The sequence below is a fragment of the Geothermobacter hydrogeniphilus genome (assembly GCF_002093115.1).
In the GTDB taxonomy this organism is placed as follows: Bacteria; Desulfobacterota; Desulfuromonadia; order Desulfuromonadales; family Geothermobacteraceae; genus Geothermobacter_A; species Geothermobacter_A hydrogeniphilus.
Genome location: NZ_NAAD01000001.1, coordinates 133,630 through 152,250, shown reverse-complemented (window position 1 = coordinate 152,250; position 18,621 = coordinate 133,630). Strand labels below are relative to the sequence as shown.

General features: G+C 50.5%; 14 protein-coding genes. 1 reads left to right on the top strand and 13 read right to left on the bottom strand.

Annotated elements, in window-relative coordinates; genetic code table 11:
• Positions 1-9 precede the first annotated feature (9 nt).
• Complete coding sequence (locus B5V00_RS00630) at positions 10-1,134, bottom strand: glycosyltransferase family 4 protein (protein WP_245803881.1); 1,125 nt, start codon at positions 1,132-1,134, stop codon at positions 10-12.
• 578 nt (positions 1,135-1,712) lie between these two features.
• On the opposite strand from B5V00_RS00630, the gene B5V00_RS16810 reads away from it, so the two are divergent.
• Positions 1,713-3,272: an Ig domain-containing protein gene (locus B5V00_RS16810; protein WP_139800605.1), complete on the top strand. Its 1,560-nt coding sequence runs from the start codon at positions 1,713-1,715 to the stop codon at positions 3,270-3,272.
• On the opposite strand, the gene B5V00_RS16805 is transcribed toward B5V00_RS16810, so the two are convergent.
• The 12 genes from B5V00_RS16805 to B5V00_RS00575 all read right to left on the bottom strand — a co-directional run bounded on the left by B5V00_RS16805 (position 3,269) and on the right by B5V00_RS00575 (position 18,616).
• Positions 3,269-4,603: a phenylacetate--CoA ligase family protein gene (locus tag B5V00_RS16805; protein WP_139800604.1), complete on the bottom strand. Its 1,335-nt coding sequence runs from the start codon at positions 4,601-4,603 to the stop codon at positions 3,269-3,271. The genes B5V00_RS16810 and B5V00_RS16805 overlap by 4 nt on opposite strands.
• A gap of 16 nt (positions 4,604-4,619) precedes the next feature.
• A complete protein-coding gene (locus tag B5V00_RS00625) occupies positions 4,620-5,597 on the bottom strand; it encodes a glycosyltransferase family protein (RefSeq protein ID WP_085008454.1) in 978 nt (325 codons plus the stop codon).
• On the bottom strand, positions 5,598-7,238 hold the full coding sequence (locus tag B5V00_RS00620) for an arsenate reductase/protein-tyrosine-phosphatase family protein (protein ID WP_085008452.1): 1,641 nt from the start codon (positions 7,236-7,238) through the stop codon (positions 5,598-5,600).
• Positions 7,235-8,563: an O-antigen ligase family protein gene (locus B5V00_RS00615; RefSeq protein WP_085008450.1), complete on the bottom strand. Its 1,329-nt coding sequence runs from the start codon at positions 8,561-8,563 to the stop codon at positions 7,235-7,237. Before B5V00_RS00615 ends, B5V00_RS00620 begins: the two co-directional genes overlap by 4 nt.
• Before the next feature lie 147 nt (positions 8,564-8,710).
• On the bottom strand, positions 8,711-9,835 hold the full coding sequence (locus B5V00_RS00610; protein WP_172399557.1) for a glycosyltransferase: 1,125 nt from the start codon (positions 9,833-9,835) through the stop codon (positions 8,711-8,713).
• A 14-nt stretch (positions 9,836-9,849) separates the two neighbouring features.
• Positions 9,850-11,088, bottom strand: a complete 1,239-nt coding sequence (locus B5V00_RS00605) for a carboxylate--amine ligase (protein WP_085008446.1) — start codon at positions 11,086-11,088, stop codon at positions 9,850-9,852.
• Between the two features lie 5 nt (positions 11,089-11,093).
• On the bottom strand, positions 11,094-12,101 hold the full coding sequence (locus tag B5V00_RS00600; RefSeq protein ID WP_085008444.1) for a polysaccharide deacetylase family protein: 1,008 nt from the start codon (positions 12,099-12,101) through the stop codon (positions 11,094-11,096).
• A 10-nt stretch (positions 12,102-12,111) separates the two neighbouring features.
• A complete protein-coding gene (locus B5V00_RS00595) occupies positions 12,112-13,254 on the bottom strand; it encodes a glycosyltransferase family 4 protein (RefSeq protein WP_085008442.1) in 1,143 nt (380 codons plus the stop codon).
• A 19-nt stretch (positions 13,255-13,273) separates the two neighbouring features.
• Entirely contained in the window at positions 13,274-14,482 is a 1,209-nt protein-coding gene (locus B5V00_RS00590; protein WP_085008440.1) for a glycosyltransferase family 4 protein, read from the bottom strand.
• Positions 14,483-14,493: 11 nt separating this feature from the next.
• Positions 14,494-15,558 (bottom strand): glycosyltransferase, encoded by a 1,065-nt coding sequence (locus B5V00_RS00585; protein ID WP_085008438.1) that lies wholly within the window; start codon positions 15,556-15,558, stop codon positions 14,494-14,496.
• Positions 15,559-15,577: 19 nt separating this feature from the next.
• Positions 15,578-17,377 (bottom strand): ABC transporter ATP-binding protein, encoded by a 1,800-nt coding sequence (locus B5V00_RS00580; RefSeq protein WP_085008436.1) that lies wholly within the window; start codon positions 17,375-17,377, stop codon positions 15,578-15,580.
• Positions 17,378-17,431: 54 nt separating this feature from the next.
• Positions 17,432-18,616: a DUF362 domain-containing protein gene (locus B5V00_RS00575; protein ID WP_085008434.1), complete on the bottom strand. Its 1,185-nt coding sequence runs from the start codon at positions 18,614-18,616 to the stop codon at positions 17,432-17,434.
• Positions 18,617-18,621 lie beyond the last annotated feature (5 nt).

Here is an 18,621-nt window from a genome sequence, read left to right as displayed (position 1 = left end):
GCCCCTCCCTCAGACGGCGGACCTATCAGAGACATCTCCGACGATCGCCGTTTCGGCTGTACTGTTCATCCTTCGATACAAGGTCGCGTATTCGGCAGCCATCGCGGCAGCCGAAAAACAGGTCTCGACTCTCTGGCGGGCGGCCGCCCCCATCCGCCTGCGCAACCGTGAATCGCGGATCAGCAGCAGACATTTCTCGGCATATTTTTTCGGCGAACGCTCGGCAACCAGGAACCCTTCAACGCCATCCTCGATGATTTCCGGAATGCCGCCGACCGCGGGGGCAATCACCGGCAGACCATGAGCCATGGCCTCGAGGATGGTCATCGGTATGCCTTCATGCACCGAGGTATTGAGATAGATATCGAGCCCGCGATAAAAATCGTCCATGGCATCCAGGTGACCGACCAGCCGGAAGGCACCCTCCAGGTCGTTTTCCGCGATGCCGCGTTCGATGCGGCTTCGCTCCGGCCCCTCACCCGCCAGAAGCGCGCGGACCTTCTCGGCGGCACCGATCTCTTTGACCACCCGGACCATCAGGGGATAATCCTTGACCGGAAACAACCTCCCTGAAGATCCCAGCGTCACGACGTCAACGTCCTCCGCCCGGTCCGGCAATACCGGCAGCTCAACACCATTGGGAATCACGCTGATTCGCTCCGCACAAAAACCGAGGTCACTGACAAAAAGGGTCATGATGTCCCGGGAAACCGGGACGACCCGGTGGAAAAAGCGGGCCATGACAAAGAAGTTGATCCTCGACTTGATTCTGTGCCGCCAACCGGAATGCCCCCCCGGTGTCTCGGGGAGTCCATGCTGCGAAGCGACCAGACGTACCCCCGACAACCGCCTGGAGACAAGGAACACGACCAGGTTTTCCTTGTAGCGATGAGAATGCAGAATGTGCGGCGGAGCGGCTTTCAGAAGAGCGTGAATGGAACAGACAAGCTGCCGGAACGACAGGTTGTTTTCTTCGACAACATCAACCGTGATACCGGCGGAACGCAACTCATCAGCCAAGCGCCCCCGGTTGAGCAGAACAACCCGCAACGCGATCCCCGGCTCATTCTGCAGATGCCGCAACAGGTGACAAGCCATCACCTCGGCGCCGGCCCACAGGTCGCCCGATATCACATGACACACTCGCACCAAAACCCAATCCCCCCGACATAGAAACAAGAATGTTAAAATCGTATCACAGCCGGCGCTGATTGAAAGCTCAAAGAAATAATTTTTCGTCGAAAAAATACTGTCTTACGAGGGTTTTAGACAACGGTGCGAGGTCTTTAAGTGTCAAAAAATCGCTATGGACAGCTGAAAAAGTGACACGGGAAAGGCGCGGAAAACAAATCACCCGAAAAACACGAATGATTCCCGGCACTAAGAAAACAATGCGCCAACGACACAATGATGGCACTTTTTTTGCTGTTACATCAAGGCAGCAAGAGCACCGCAATCATCCGGAAACGGGCGTCGATACACGAAAAACAGTTCTGTGCTAATGCGTATTGACCGGATTGAAAGCTGCGACTAGGATTCATCCCGGTATTCCAACGAACCACTACCCTCCTCTCCCCCTGCCTCCTGAAGTTGGAACTGTGAATCACGGAACCATTGTCAGGCCGAAATATGGTCCGGACGACATATCAAGATACGTATCAGACGACTGCCGGTCGGGCCGACAAACAAACAGGCAGAAAAAGGTTTGAGCTATGAAGACACGGAAACACAAAAAACCAACAATTGTTCAATTGCTTTTGATGGTTGCTTTTCTGGTGGTGGGGACAGCCGGATTCAGTTACGCAGCATTTTTCCCGCTTGAGATAATCAATATCAAGCCTGCCGGAACCGGCTCACCGGCGATCCCGGCAACAAACCGGATTTTCAGGGCATATCCAGGGATTGAATACAACATCAGAGCTGCCGTAATCGGTGGGCTTTATCCCTTTACCTATAGCCTGAAGAATGCTCCCCCGGGAATGACCATCAATCCAGCTACCGGCGAGATCAGCTGGCCGAACCCACAGTCTAGCGCTGGGCCAATAACCTTGACGGTGACAGATTCTGAAAATACCACCGTATCTACAACATGGTCTATTGATGTAACGACGAATGGGTTTTTGTTTGTGGACAGCTCTTATAGTGGAGTGGAAACTGGAAGCATAAATCAACCATATGCATCCATACAAAGTTTGATAAACAATACGACATCTGAAAACATAACTGATATCGTTTACTTTCGAAAAGGCAACTACAAACTATTTGGATCTAACGATGAGATGTCTCTCAATAACTCTCCACACAACTGGATTGGCTTTCCTGAAGAGACTGTCAACATCTATGGAGCAGGTCATTTTCTACGTTCTTGGAATATTGGGCCATATTTCGATAACTTGAATTTTAATGATTTTTCAAGATATGCGATCCAATTATATGGAGGCCATAATTACCAAACTATACGTCGTTGTAGTTTCAACAATCTCGTATCAAATGAATCAATAAATATAAACCAAGGATTCATTTATACTACCAAGGGAAGTCCATCAGGTGCGTTTTTTGTCATACAAGACAATGAGTTCAAGAACTTTGCTGGAGCTTCAGCTATCGGAAGCCTTTATTCACTATATAAAGCACTTATTGAAAGCAACTACATACATTCACCTGGAGGAAAGGGTGTAACAGGTATCAATAGCGCCATATCTCCAAAAGAATATATCGACAGAATGTCAATAAGAAAAAATAAAATTATAATGTCTACAGGATGGGTCCTTGGGCATTCAATGAATTCTATTATGGCTTACACAAACGATATTGATATATCTTTTAACTTTTTCGAGATGACAGGAAGCTCATACATAGGAAGTTTTTTTCAAAGATCAGACAAACCACAAAAGAACGTTTACTATTATAGAAATACAATATCGGGCTATCTAGGGTTCGACAGAGTTGATGGGACAAAATGCGGTGAAATCGGAGACGCTATAATTAAAGACAATATTTTCATAACAGGGTCCGGATACCAAGGGGAACCTTCATATTATTTCAAAAGCCCATTAATGTATCATTCAACACTGTCAAAAAATAATCCGAGTAACTGTATCACTTTATCGAACAATATTCATGGCTCTTACTCTGATAACATAATAGACAACAATGGAGATCTTACTGACAATTACATTTCTATCCTTGGTTATGCTGGATGGCAGACATCATTAGAACAACAACCCATATTTATAGCAGCACCAACAAACTTAAAAATAGTTACCTATTAATCGGATTCAACCAAGCCTTTAACAATGCGCATTTTACCTGACGCTTCTCTGTCAATGGCAGAACAGAATTCAAAGTTGTAGTCAATACTATTGGAAATATTATTTTTCAGTTCTTTCAATATTATATCTACAACTGAATCATCCCATTCATCTGCCGGAACAATCTTAATTGTAATTTTAGATAAATCTGTTTGAATAACTTGAAATTGATTAAAAACATTTTTATCTTTTTGGATACCTTCGAATACATAAATTACAGCTTCTGGATGTATTTTTTTTCCATTTTCGATTGTCAACATATCGTATGCACGACCGCAGACTGCTTTTATTATTGGCAACCCCCTGCCGCATGAGCATTTTTCATTTGATGCCATAGCATAATCACCAAGTCGATATCTAATTAATGGTGTAGCTAAATTATGCAGATCTGTAACATATATCTCGCCTCCACCATTACCCTGATCAAATATTTCGACATATGCATTATCGGCCATCAAATGAAGATTACCATTTTCACAAGTATGAGCTATTGACCCAACCTCACCACAACCATATTCATTATAGACATTACAACCATGCACACTACCAATATACAAGGAATCTTTAGTGGTCAATATTTCTGAAGTTGTAATAATCGATTTTACACTATCTATGATTGGTAAATTAATATCTTCTATATACTTTGTAAACATTTTTAAGACACTTACATAACCATACAAATATCGTGGTCTAAACGACATTGCCATTTCATAATATAAAGCCATCTTCTCCTCTGACAAATCGAAGGCCGACAAACGAATCCTATTAGTCAAAAAATCAGTCAACAAAGCCTTAGCCCGGCCAGACACTGAATGCGGCACCCCCCAAAATCTTGCCTGCCGATCCCCAACTTCAATACCTGCCCACTCATACGAACGCCAAGTAGCAGCCCTCTCACGGGCAAGAGCATTTGGATTTTTTTTTACCCGAACTGGTTGCCCTGTCGACCCACCCGTTGTTTTTGTTCCAGAAAAATATTTCCAACAAGTTGACATACATTTTCCAGACCTAATCAAATCAACCTTGTCAATACACGGCAAATGTTTAAAACTATCGAACGTTAGATTATTAATAAAATCATCATCTATATTACGATATAGTTTTTTATAAAATCCGCTATGAGATCGAGAAAAGCGGATTATTTTCTTCAACTTTTCGAGTTGATAGGATCGTATATTATCGATATCTCTCCACTGAAAACTTCGATATTCATTTAAATATTTAAACACCATCTCACCCTTTACTACAGTAGATGGATAATAAAATAAGTATTTAGAAACATTCTTATTCATTATTACTCCCAACTGCCTACTGAAAAATAGATGTCCTTATGTCATTGAACTTTTCATTCCAAGATTTTTCCAATTCTAATCTTAACTCTAACACCTGCATCTTCAATTCACTATAATTTTCAAAGCATTCAACAATCCCTCTCTTTATTGATGCTGAATTCATATCACAATAAACACTACCTGACTTGAAATAATCTTTGATAGCCTTAGTATTCGACAAAATCAGAGGCTTGCCTTTTGCTAACCCCTCATAAGCGCCGCATGTCAATGTGTGCTCATGTTTTGTAAAAACCATAACGGCATGTGACGAGTCCAATACCGAACAAAACTTATCTTCATCAATAAATCCAGTAAATTCATAATTCACACCCTTTACTGGGATGTCTTCATTCAACTTTTTGTAATCACCAGAAAAATAAAAATAGTATTCGCTACCTAAACCATCAATTGCCTCAAGAACTTCCAATATTGGCTCATCCCTACTAAACGAGGTAATAAAAAAAACAGTTTTTCTACTTCTGTCAGTTTCTTTTAAAATTTTACCCATGTCTGGTATCTTATCTTGAAGAACAACTCCTCTTCCATTTTTATTCTCGATATAATTATTTTTCAAAAACTCATTTGTTACGATCGTCAAATCCGCAACCCTTATTGAATAATCACTAACAATAGTAAAAATTTTCTTTTTAAATGAATCTTCAAGATTAAACATAAAATTTGAGTGCCTATCAACTATAAGTTTATACGTAAAAAATGTCTTCAATAATGAAAGTTGAAAGGCCAAGACAACAGATGGGTTCTGACAAAATATTATTTCCGGCCTGTTTCTGATAACAACAATAAATGTGAATAAGATTGCCGACAAATACCTTAGAGCCTTATTTGAATAATTTTTGTCATAGATATATAGTTTACACCCAAACTCTTTTGACAAAACTATAGACCTACGTTGATGCTCCCATGTTATCCAAATTTTTTTTCCATTTTCCATCATTCAATCCACCATTCCATTATCAGAATTTAAATGTAATACTAATTTGTCTATACAGTTACTGATAAACATAAAGCATTCATTAAATGATTCGATCGACCTACCATAAGGATCGTATATCTCTGGTGTTTTTTGAATATTCCACATACCCAACAAAGAAACTTGACAATTAACTCTATCTGCCACTTTTTGTGCAACTTGTATTTGTGACGGGTCCATAACGATGAGACAATCAGTGTATTGAAAATTGTTATCAAAAATACTCTTCGACATATGCTCTGACAAATCTTCACCCCTCATCAGTGCCGCGCGAACAGCCATTTGTTCCGCCGGCGATGAATGCAGAACCTCAGTCCCACAACTGACGGCCGGAAATCCAAGTCTTTGCGCAACCTTCTCAGCATAGGGACTTCTGCACACATTCCCCCGACAAACGAAAACCAGTCTCTTTATCCGCCCCGGGTCAATTTCCCTGAATCTCGAATACTGCCCCAGGGATAAGGCCAGTTTCCTCAATTGGCTTCTCAAAAAAACCCTGCGACCTACACGCCCTGTCCGCCTACCATGCCCATACACCAGTTCCCCCATATGACTCATCAGGGACACCGAACTCCACTTGAACAGTTCGACACCACCGGCAATCCACATCGCATCGGAAATCTTCGACGGGAGCGCGTACCGAGGGATGGAATAACAGCGGCTGTCGCTCACACCATCAGCGCGCTTCCAGCGCAGGTATTCCCCGCAGACGGAGAAGGCCGCCGCATAACCCAGCCCCTTCGCCAGCGTCATCTCCCGCGAACCAAAATGCGCCTCCATCCCGACCGGATAGGCCATCACCGGCAATGCTTGTTTGGTGCAGGACCTGACCCTGTCCAGCGAGCGCAGCAATTCCCTGCGGGCTCCCTCCTCCGAGAGCCTGCTCAGAATTCGATGGGAATGGGTGTGAGGAGCAAAACGCACCCCTTCGGCCTCAAGCGACCGGACCTGATCCCAGCTTGCCGGCTGAAATTCCTCTGGCGCGTTCTTCGGGAGCTTAATCCCGACCGCGTCTTCCAAGGACGAGAGAAAAGACGGCAATTGTTCGGATGATATAGCCGCAGCGATGGCCTGCAGTTCTCGGCGTGCCGAACGCCGTTCCTGAGCCGATCCGGTGGGCCAGCAAATCCGTTGCCGCCCCACTGGAATCTCAAGTTGCTGCCGATCAAACCGCATCATCAACCAATGAATCTTGGCATCCCACGGCCATAACTCCCCGTCCAGAAGTCCCGTTGTTAAAAAGACGGTCAAGGGCACGCCATGGCGGACAAAGACCGGCGCCAGGACTTCCAGCTGATCCCAGTAACCGTCATCCATGGTAAAAGCCACCGATTGATTCGGCAGGGTCGTCGTCCCCCGCGCCGCGGAGACGACGGCGTCCAGGGGAACCAGGTTGAACCTGCGCTTTTTCAGGCCGATCAGGATCTGTTCGAGCCCCTCCGGATCGTGGCCATGAATGCCGGGATGGATTCCCGCGGCCCGATGCAGCAGAAAAACCGTGGCGAATCCCGGGGAACAACGATTCACCAGCTTTCGCCCCGCGGCCGTTGACACGACACTGCCCAGCAGGCGCTTTATCGACGGCTTGAGCCGGACACCTTTCATACCACCCCCCTGCCGCCGGGCACTGACCCGGCCGCCATCGCGGGAGCAGCCGCCAGTCGTTTTTCGCGAGACATCCGCCCGCAGACAACTGAACAGCTGACGGACAACACCAGAAACATCCAGACATAGGGATAATAAAGCACCGACATGAAATAGCTTGGCGCGAGGAACCCGAGCAGTCCGCCGTTCAGCCCCCTGGCCGTGGATTCAAGAAAACGATCATCCAGCAGCCGGGCAACCCGTGCGGTCTTCAGGTTGGAGAAAAACACCTGCAGCAACAGCAGCAGGTAAACCGCCAGCCCCGGCAGGCCCAGTTCGACCGCCGCCTCAAGGTAGGTGTTGTGGATGACCTCCGCGTGCAGAGTGGTCCCGACCTTTTTCATCAACTCCGGATGCTCGTCACGAACCCAGACCGTCCAGTTGCGGAAACCGACCCCGGTCCATGGATGCTTCCCCACGGCGCTGACTCCAGCCTGCCAGTAAGTCAGCCGCGCAAGAGACGTCTTATCTTTGCCCACAGTGTCAAAACGGGCTTTGAAACCGGCCGGCATCACCAGGCTGATCAGGATCCCCAGCAGGACCACCAGGATAAGGGCCTTGACCCGCTGACGCGAAAAGAGCAGGCACCACAGACCGACCATGGCCAGGCCGAGGATGGCTCCGCGCGATCCGGAGGCGATAATCGAGCCGACGGCCATCACCGCCAAAAGATAGAAGAACAGGCGCACCCCGACCGACCACCGGCGACGGAAAAACGCGATATAGGAAAAAACCAGGGGCAGAAAAACCACCATCTGCAGGCTGAATTCACCGGAATTCTGAAACCACCCCGGCGACCCCGTCACCCCCCACCCGGAGAACCCGAAACCGCCCATGGCCCAGGAACGAAATCCGTGCTGAGCCATTTTCAGGTTGGCGAGAAAATAGACCGTCATAAACAGGAACAGTCGTGACCGGCTGTTGACCACGCTGGTGAGCAGCAGCACCACGAACATCCAGCTGAAAAACATCATCCAGTCATTGACGGCGGTCCCCGGAGAAAAAGCGAACAGAGTCGACAGCAACACACAGACCGCAAAGAGAGACATGGGCCGCACCGCTTGGGCGGGAGGCGCGCCGGTATCCCGGTCGGCAAAAGCAAACAATGCCCCGAGCAGCAGCAGCACCTTCCCCCAGGGCAGGAAGTTGAGTACCGGATAAACCTGCTGCGGCCGGTTGTATTCAAAAATCAGGTAAATACACGTCAGGATGAAGGCGGCATGCTGATGCCGGAACCCGCTGCAGATCAATTTCAGCGAACCGGCAAGGGATTGCCGTTCGGACACGACGCCGCCCCGAAGGTCTCCTCCGGGAAGGCGATCGGTGCCCGCCGGGACGGTAGTGTTCCTGTTCAGAACAGGCTCAGATAGTGGTTGTGTACGTATCAATCTTCATTCCTTCGCTGCACCAAAAAACCGGCCCTTGTCGCGCCTTCAATCCCGGGCCTGCTCAAGACCGCTTTTTTTCAGATCAGGATCCGGCAACAGCAGTTCGAGGTAGCGGTCCGCCACCGAGCGGATCGACCAGTGACAGCGGATGGTACGCTCCGCGTTTGCGCCCAGGCGCTCCCGCTCTGACCTGTTCGCAATCAGGTGCGCCAGGGCCTGGGCCAGCAGATCCGCACTGCCTGGCTCGACCAGCAGCGCGTTCTCCCGATCAGTGAGGATTTCCGGCACCCCGCCGACGCGGGAAGCGACAATGCAGCGGCCGTTGGCCCCCGCCTCCAGCAACGCCAGCGGCTGTCCTTCGGACAGGGATGGCAGCACAAACAGATCAAGGGCGCTCAACAGCCCGACGGTATCTTCGACATAACCTGTGACCTGCACCCTGGACGTCAGTCCGAGCCCCGCCGCCTGTTTCCGCAGGTCTTCAGCCAGCGGTCCCTGTCCCGCCAGCACCAGCCGCACCCGGCTGAAGGTTTCGGCCAGCGTCTTCATCGCGGTCACGAGATGTCGATGCCCCTTGACCGGGTAATAACTGCCGACGCTTCCCAGCAGGACATCCTGGTCCGTAAATCCGAACCCGGCCCGGACCCGCCTGCGTTTTTCCGGATCAAAAGCAAACCGTCCGACATCGACGCCGTTGGCAAGCACCCTGACCCGTTTCGGAGACACCCCCGACGCGATCAGCTGTTGCCGGATATCCTCTGAAACCGCTACCAGACCGGCCAGACGGCTGGTCACCCGGTAAGCAAGACGACGGCTCCTCTTCTGATCGAAATAGCCCCGACCGTGTACCGTTGCCACGCAGGGGACGCGCAACCGGGAGGCCAACAGTCCGCCACGGACATTCATGGCAAATTCATGCGCGTGAATCCCGGAGACCCCTTTCTCGAGGGCGATCCCGCGCATCCGCCGCAACCAGGCAAGATCGGGCAGGCGCCCGAGAGGACTGATGACCAGGGGCAGATTGCGGCGCCGAACCTCTCCGGCCAGCCAGCCCTCTTTACGCAGGCAGACCATCTGCTCGATTCCCCGCCGACGGTATTCCTCCGCCAGCCGCAGCAACATCTGCTCGGCGCCCCCCGGTCCACCTGTTTCTATCAGATGCAGAATCACCCGATTTCCTCTCGTCACCTGTTCCTGTCCAGGCATGGCACGGTTTCAATTTTCGGCTTTCTTCCCACGGCATGGCGCAGCCAGCAGGCCGCCTCAAACCTGAAAGGGCCAAGGTCCCGCGGGTCGAAAACATCAAAAGAGGAGTCCTGTTCCCAGATCTTCAGAAAGTCCATGACCGCCCCCGCCTTCGACGGCGCGGCAGCCGGCAGGTGCAACTGTTCGCGGCTGTTTCGAAGTCGGATCAACAGGTGATCCAGGGTGCCAAAAAGCCATTTCATCCTGACGCCACAGCGATAATCACCCTGATTGTCAATGAGCTTTCCGTTGAGGAAATCGACCAGTAATCCCGGGAAATCCACCCCGCAGGTCACCGCCAGCTGCAGCGACCCCCAGAAACGACCGTTGATTTCCATCAGCTTCGCTTTGCCATCACGCAGGTCACGCTTGAACTCCACCATCGCCACACCCTGCCATCCAACGGCGGACAACAGCCGGCGCGCGGCCTCAACCATCTCTTCATCGAGGGGGACACTTCGGCAGACGACACTTGCTCCCCCCGACGGCGGTTTTTCCCGCAATCGCTGGTGGGAAAAAAGTGTGAGATGCCGGTCCCGGTCGAAAAGCGTGAACAGGCCGGTCCCCGGTCCTTCAATTTTCTCCTGGATCAATGACGGATAGCGCAGCGCCCGTTCGGTGGCATAGAGAGATTCCAGTTGCTCGCGGCTGTCGGCATAACTGACACTGGCCGCCAGAAAGCTCTGCCCCTCCTTTTTCCGGGAAAAGGCCGGCTTCACCACCACCGGGTAGCTTTCGATCTGATCGATGACATCGTGCAGGCCATCCGCCCCCCGCAGAAAAATCGTTTTCGGGATCGGGACGTCAAGATCCCGGGCCAGCTCGAACAAACGGTACTTGTCGGAAACCGCCTGGACCTTGTCATGATCGGGACAGGCGACAACGACCCCCGTCGGGAAGAGGGAACGGGCGGCGCTGAGCAGCTGGATGGTCTGGTCAGTCATCGGCAGAATGACATCAATCCCCTCTTTTTTGACAAACGTATTGATCTCGTCGACATAATCTTCTCCCCGCCAGTGAGGATTGGGAACCTCAACCGCGGCGCGGCAGAATCGGGAGCAGGAGGCCAGGGTCCGGGGGCTGCTGCCGGCGACGAAGATGTCGTGTCCGCGGCGACCGAGAGAGCGCACGGCAGCCAGAGCGGAGCGGTTGCTTCCATCTGTGATCAGCACTTTCATCGACGTCAAAACCCCCGAAAATGTAGCCGCGACAAAAACAGCGGAATGGTATGGCTGACATCCTCATGCATGCAGATCCGTGAGATCTCGTAAGGATTGTCCCGACGGCTCACCCACCCCTTGCGGGTGGTCACCGCGGCCCGGTAACCGGCTCGCGTCAGGGCCGACAGATGAGCCGGTGTGTAATTGCCGTTGGGATAGGCAAACAGATCGGTTTCAACACCGAGCTGGTCATGAATATCACGACGGGACTGTTCAAGTTCCCGCTCAACCTCCGGAACGGAAGCCTGATCGAGCAGCACATGGTTTTGAGTATGAGAACCGAAATCAACCAGGCCGCTCGCCTGCATGCTCCGGACTTCGTCCCAGGACATCAACAGCCGCTCGGGATAAGCCGCCCCGCCATCCCGGCGCAGCACCGCGAGAAAACGTTCCCTGTCGTCCTGCGGCCAGGTTTTCAGCAACTCGATCACCTCATCGAGCGGTACCGGCCGTTGGGGACGGTGTCCGCTCCTCTTCAAGGGCTCCGCCAGCTCAGGCGTTTTTCTCACCAGTTCCTCAACGGTCATCCCGGCGAGAAAAAAGGCAAGCTCGTCGGGCCAGAAGAGGCGTTCGCTGCCGACAAACCCGGTCGCCAGAAAAACCGTCGCCGGCAGTTGATATTTCTCCAGGACCGCAAAGGCATAGCGGTAATTATCCAGCCAGCCGTCATCAAAGGTCAGGCAACAGCACCCCGAGATATCCTCCCCGTCGGAGAGACGTCGCCGCAGCTCGGCAAGGGGGATCACGTTAAACCGGGTACGCAGACAGTCGAGATGCTTTTCAAAACTGTCCACGCTGACATACATGCCGGGCTGGATGTAATGCTTCTCGTCCGCCAGCGACGGAAGAACCCGGTGGTAGGCGAGAACCAGAGCGCCGTTCGCGGCAGCCGCCCGACAAAGGCGTTTCAGAACGCCCGTTTCATGGAACAGGGCGGCAGCATGATATTTGACCGATCGTTTAAATCCCACGCATCACCACCTAGATGAACTGTTGCCGCAACAGAGCGATGAATTTTTCATTGCAGGCCTCAAGGGAAAACTTTTCCACGGCCGTCTTCCGCGCCTCCCCGGCCAGGCGGCGCGCCTCCTCCCGGTGATCAAGGACAAATTCAATTTTTTCGACGATTTCAGCGACATCACCGGGCGTGAAGAGCAGGCCGTTGCGACCGTCGTCTATCGCCTCGCCGTTGCCGCAGTGTCCTGGCGCCAGGGTGACCAGTCCGGCACACAGGTACTCGATGAGCGACAGAGAGAAAGCCTCCCCGTGCGACACCTGGATACCGATGTCACAGGAGGGGAGGATCCTGCTGACATCTTTGCGGTAACCGGCAAAGATAAACCGGGACGAAAGTCCCCTCTCAACAACCATGCTCTTGAATGTATCGATATCAGGACCATCACCGACATAGAGGAAATAAACATGCTCCCTGTTTTTATGACGGACCAGTTCCCCGGCGACTTCGATCAGAGTGTCGATTCCCTTGTAGAAGACAGCCCTGCCGGTTGAAACAATGATGGTTGAACCTTCCGGAATATCGAACGTCCGATTCGCGTAATCGGTTTTTTCGTTGTCGAAAATTTTGATGCCGTTGTGAATAGAGACACATTTATCCGCAGGAACACATGCAATGTTAACAAGCCTGTCTTTGACAAATTCTGACACAGCAAAATAAAAGTCACATGAGAATATTCCAAAATCATGAATAAGTTTTTTAATCATTTTTTTATAGAAAATAATATTATTACGTTCACCAGGCATATGGTCATGATTGACTATTTTTTTTACTCCGCACAATCTTAGAATCATATATATGAAAGAAAAATAAGGCCTATCAGTTAGATATATGTATTTCACCCGATGCTCCCTAATGGTTTTCACCAGGGAACACAGTCCGGAGATACCTGAGCCCATAAAAGATCCCTCAATGACACGAATACCGGAGTTCCGGATATTATCCGGGACCATACCTAACTGCGGATACATCAGAATTGTATGTTTCCCTGCAGCCCCAAACTGTTCCCCTATTGCCACCCAGAAATTCTCCATAAGCCACCAGGCATACCCGACATCCGACGGGTAATTCGCGACAATCAAAATATTTCCGGGAGCATTGTTTTCCATGTCAACCTTTCACAAATGCTCAGAGACAGTCAGCGACATATTCAAGATACTTATGCCCGTTAAGATTGATATCGTAGCGATCGACAGCGAAACGACGAGCCTCCTCACCCAGCAAGCAGACTTCAACTTCCGGCAGAGCCATGATCTGCTTTATCTTTTCAGCAATAGCCCACGAATCGCCAACCGGAACTGAAAACTGGCGCAAAGCCGGTGCCGTAGACTCTGGCACCCCACCGGCTTCAGTTGCGATAACAAGAACCCGCATAAGCATCGCTTCCTGCACCACGGCCGCCTGGGTTTCCGCCCATGTTTCGGTTACCAAACTCGGCAGAACCAGGACATCGGACCGACGCAGGCAGTCCACAACCTGTGACTTGTCCAACTCCCCGGCAAATTTGACAAAATCGCCCAGGGAATGCGTTTGCACATATTTTTTCAGTTCCTGTTCCTGCATCCCCCTGCCGACTATTGTGTAAACAAAATTTCGCACCCCTTCATCAACCAGAGACCGAATCGCCTCAAGGGAATGCAGCAATCCTTTTTCTTCACTGAGTCGACCAATAGAAATCAAATGCAACAGTCCGGATTCTCTATATTTTTTATGAGCAACATCAGGATAATCTGCCATATCGAAACAGACCGGGGCGACCACGGTTCTTTCATCCGGGGCACCACGCCTGATCGCCTGTTTTCTACTGAAATCGGTATTTGTCAAGACCACTCGCATCCGGGAAAAAAGTTCTTTCTCCCGGGCCACCCTGTTGACGCCACCAACCTCGCCACCATGGAAATACATGAAGACACGACTCGCAGGATAAATATGCGGCAGAAAATCAACCATCGACGCAGTGGCAAGATTATGGATGTAACACAGATCCGGGGGGGCAAGCGGCAACATCAACATCCTCGCCATCTTGAGCAAATTGATCTTCAGGGAGTGCCTGGAGTCAAAGATGGCAACGCTTCGTTTCAGATATTGCAGGGGCGAACCGAAAAATCGCCGTACCATCGCACCAAGGAAACCTGGCAACGTCTTTAGAGTTGTCGGGAAGCAGGATGTCAACTTGTCCAATCCGTATTCCCTGACACGTGGATGCAAAGTACTGCAATATTGTCCACTGACAAAAATTCTGATCTCATGCCCCTGGCGAATAAAATAGGCAAACTCAGTATCAAACTGCGGTTTGTACGGGTTTGGATAATGTTCTGCAAAAATATAAATCAACATGAAAACATACCCTAACTTTCCATAATTTCTTCGATGTATGCACCAAACTGTGTTGCGAATTTTTTCATGTCATACAATTCAATGATTTCTCTATTTAAATTTAATGAATTGTAATTATTTATATTTTTATCTTTCAAACAATCGATAATGGCATTTCTAAGCTCACCCATATTTTCAGACTCTACATATACAACGCCATTTTCTGAATCAGCATACTCCATCATTGGTACTGATTTTGTAGCAAGAATGCGTTTGCCAAGCGCTATGGCTTCAAGGAGGCTTGTAGTACCTGAAGAATATTGTGTCCCCCACCGTTTTAAAGGAATCACTACCAGTGAAGCCCCTTCATAAAGTCCAAACAATTCGTCATAAGATAAATTTTCAAAAACCTCAACAAATGGCAAATCGACATTTACGTCTTTTAGAAGATAAGGAACCGTGACAATCTTAAGTTTCACTCCAATCCCGTCCATTGCCTTGATCAGAGTTCCATAATCACGCGCCTGGTCCCGACCAACAGACAAAACATATTTTTCACCACCTGTTTCTGGAGTTTTCGTCTGCCCTGCATGTCGTAAAAAAAAGGGCATATCGATTGAAAATCGTAGCAGTTTGAAACACGAAGCAGGAACCCTGTAAAGTTGTGAACAATGTTGTTTCTGCGCTTCAGAATAAAGAATTGTTCCATTGGCCATTTTGATATTTAACCTGTAAACCATTCTTCTCAAATAATTTGCCTGCGGCCTAAGAACTGAATCAAGGTAAATTATCTTCTTATTTAATATCTTGCACAGTATTGTAATTATTGTAGATATTGGCCCGTTGACGACAATGACATCATTATTATAAATATATGTAACAACTTTTAATGTCGGTATATTTGTCCCTAATTTTTTGTTTAGTTTATCAAATATTTTCTCAAACTTTCCAGTTGGCCCCGTACTCGATTGTGTAACCGCAAATCCCATTTTTCTCAACTCAATCAGTCCGTACATCTGATTGGACGGCAATTCACCGTTTTCGATTTTTCTTATCGTTTTCTCCCTGTCATTAAGCCCCAGGTAAATAATTTTCATTTGAACCACTCTCCTCAGATCAGATTGCCGATCTTGACATGGCACGGAATCTGTTTGAGCTACCCGACAATTCCTCATAACTCCCCTGCTCAACAATTCGCCCCTCTTCCAAGACATAGATCAGGTCGCAATCCTTCAAGGTCGTCAGACGGTGGGCTATGGTGATAATCGTTTTCTTCCCGGCAAGAGTCCTGATCGCCTGGGTCACCACTTCTTCAGTAATCCCATCCAGGGCGCTGGTCGCCTCATCCATGATCAACACTGCCGGGTCGCGATAAAGAGCTCTGGCAATGCCGATCCGTTGTCGCTGTCCCCCGCTCAGCCTGACACCCCGTTCCCCTACCGGTGTCTGATAACCGTTCGGCAACTGCTTGATCACAAAATCATGAATATTCGCGATCTTCCCTGCCCTCTCGACGGCTGCCATGTCGATCTGGTCCGCAGGAACACCGAAAGCGATGTTGTTTGCCAGAGAATCGTCGCTCAGGAAAATCGACTGCGGCACGTAACCGATGTTTAGCTGCCATCCAGCCATCGTCTCTGCCTTTACAGGCATCCCGTCCACCAACAGTTGTCCCTGGTCCGGGCTGAACAAACCAAGGAGAAGATCAACAACAGTGGTTTTTCCAGCACCCGTCGCGCCGACCAAACCAATACTGGTATTTTTTTCGATACTCAGATCAAATGATTTAAGAATCGGACAATCCGAACCTGGATAAGAAAATGTAACCGCCTGTAGTTGAATCCTCTCCTTAAAGGGGAGGATTGGAACCTGTTGTCGTGACAATATCGGACGGGCGCATGGGTTCGCATTGATGTCCTGATGGAGTCGATCCAGTACCGGAAGGTTGAAACGAAGCAGACTGGCCGCCGAAAAAATACCCTGCAGGGCCGGCATCAGCCGATAACCGGCAAAAGCGTAGAGGGCAATAACCGGCAGAGTTTGTCCAATGTTCTGTTTTACCACCAGGTAGTATATGACGATAATCAGAATCCCTCCGAAAGCCACAACTTCCATGAAGAAACTCGGCAGTTGCGAAAACAGCCCATGAGCGACCATGCGGCTCTCAGCCTTATGAGCGTGTTCTGAGAACTGGTCAAAGAAAAATGCTTCCCGGTTCAGAATTTTCAGATCCTTGATGCCGCCAAAAGCCTCCCCGGCAATTTTGGACCGCTGGGCATTGGCTTCAAAGCGTTCTTCACCAATCACCACCAGCCTGCGCTGGGCCAGGAAGTAAATCGACAGGTAGACCGTTCCCATCGAGGAAAAGATGATCAGCGCCAGCAATGGATCGATGACCAGCAGCAAACCGAAAATGAACAGGGCTGCGACCAATCTGGAAAAAATCTGCGTACACGGCCGCAACACTTCATGGGTGAACTTGGCCACTTCCTGCAGGATATTCTTGTGCAGAATCGAAGTGTTCTGATTGATGAAAAATCCGTAGGGTTGAGACAGGTAACTGCTGAACAGGCGCCGGGAAAGGCTGTAAAGGCGGAAATGGGCGAAATTGAGATCCAACCACAGCACCATAGCCTTCATCGCATTGCTGAACAGAAGCATGAAAAAAACCAGCAAGCCGAGGAAAATCAGAAAATGGTTCTCTGAACTGAACCCGAATGTCTGATAGACCCAGTGCAGGTAATGGTTGCTGGAAACAACTTCAGGGTTGGAAACTACCGCCATAAACGGCATGATCGAGGCAATACCGGCGACATCAATCAACCCGACCGCGATCATGGACAGTATCAGTACCAGAAACCGCCGACGCTCACTGTGATCCAGCAGCGAATAAATTTTTCGGACAACTTTGAACATAAACCCTCATCACATTAAAACCTGGACCAACAACCAGGTCATTGTTTCAAGGAATCAAACAGCCCCCATAACCAGAGCCCTGAAATCTATATTTTCATAGCCACCCGTTCCGTCCCGATGCTCATGCACCCCCAGCCCTCTTTGCGCGGCTTCGTGCAGGTAGCGGTGAGACAACGGCTCGAACCCGTTCGCCCGCTGTTCCGCCGCCACCAGGTCGCCGATCACCGATTCCAGGGCGACCGGGTCGCGGGAGAAAAAGAGGCTGCCCGGCACCCTGTCGAGCCCCGGAGATGTCCATGGCGAGGGCCGGCGGTCGTTATCGCCGAGGGTGAAACAGGCGGCCCCGAGCAGGGCGTCGACCACGCACAGCCGGGTCTTGTCGCGAATGTGCGGGTTGTCGTTGAGATCGACGATATGGGATTCAAGATATTCACCATGCAGCACCACCGGGTAGGCGTTGCGGTTGCTGAAGCGCACGGTGCCGAAATGGTTCTTCAACGCGCTCGACTGCAGCAGATACTGGTGTCCCTTCAACACCGGCACGTTGATCAGGTGGTCAGCCTCGGTGAGAATTTCGGGCATGAAGCACTCCACCTCCGCGCCATGCTTGTCGCGAACCGGGTTCCGCATGACAACCGGCGCCCCTCTGTCGGCCGCGGCGGGCCCCGGGAACACCCTGGCGGTGAGCTTGTCAAACAGGTTTGACGACCGTTTCATGAAAACGGTGCGCACACCGAAGGGCCCGAGCCATTGCCGCATCACGTCACTTTCCGGCGCCGTCAGATCAAAGACGGTGATCGATTCGGCCGGAAAACCGGCCTCCAGCAGGCTCGCTACCAGGGCCGCCAGCAGTTGCGGCGAGGTCATGATCACCTCCCCGTAGCCAACGTGAATATTGCCAAGGTTCGGCTTGATCACGATCCGGTCGCCCTGACGCTGGGGGATCAGCGCCCGCCAGGCAGACGCGGCATCCGCGGCGCCGGTCAAAGCGGTCAGTCCAGCGGCCAGCATCCGCCTGACCGCGGCCGAATCGATGCCGGTGGTGTAGTCACCGGGGCCGAAGTCCCAACGACACGCCGCCGGATCATGGACCCGCAGCACCCGGCTTACGGCCCGCGCCCCGGGTTTCACGACCTCATCCCTCCGCGTCAACCCGGCCCGCGCGGACCAGCGCCAGGGCATGGCCAGCGCCAGGCAGGTCGTCAGCAGGGAACGAAGGAAGAGGCGTCGTTTCATCATCGGTC

Coding starts and splice junctions, on each gene's coding strand:
- B5V00_RS16810 (WP_139800605.1), top strand. CDS start 1,713: ATGAAGACACGGAAACACAAAAAACCAACAATTGTTCAATTGCTTTTG.
- B5V00_RS16805 (WP_139800604.1), bottom strand. CDS start 4,603: ATGAATAAGAATGTTTCTAAATACTTATTTTATTATCCATCTACTGTA.
- B5V00_RS00625 (WP_085008454.1), bottom strand. CDS start 5,597: ATGATGGAAAATGGAAAAAAAATTTGGATAACATGGGAGCATCAACGT.
- B5V00_RS00620 (WP_085008452.1), bottom strand. CDS start 7,238: ATGAAAGGTGTCCGGCTCAAGCCGTCGATAAAGCGCCTGCTGGGCAGT.
- B5V00_RS00605 (WP_085008446.1), bottom strand. CDS start 11,088: ATGAAAGTGCTGATCACAGATGGAAGCAACCGCTCCGCTCTGGCTGCC.
- B5V00_RS00595 (WP_085008442.1), bottom strand. CDS start 13,254: ATGGAAAACAATGCTCCCGGAAATATTTTGATTGTCGCGAATTACCCG.
- B5V00_RS00590 (WP_085008440.1), bottom strand. CDS start 14,482: ATGTTGATTTATATTTTTGCAGAACATTATCCAAACCCGTACAAACCG.
- B5V00_RS00585 (WP_085008438.1), bottom strand. CDS start 15,558: ATGAAAATTATTTACCTGGGGCTTAATGACAGGGAGAAAACGATAAGA.
- B5V00_RS00580 (WP_085008436.1), bottom strand. CDS start 17,377: ATGTTCAAAGTTGTCCGAAAAATTTATTCGCTGCTGGATCACAGTGAG.
- B5V00_RS00575 (WP_085008434.1), bottom strand. CDS start 18,616: ATGATGAAACGACGCCTCTTCCTTCGTTCCCTGCTGACGACCTGCCTG.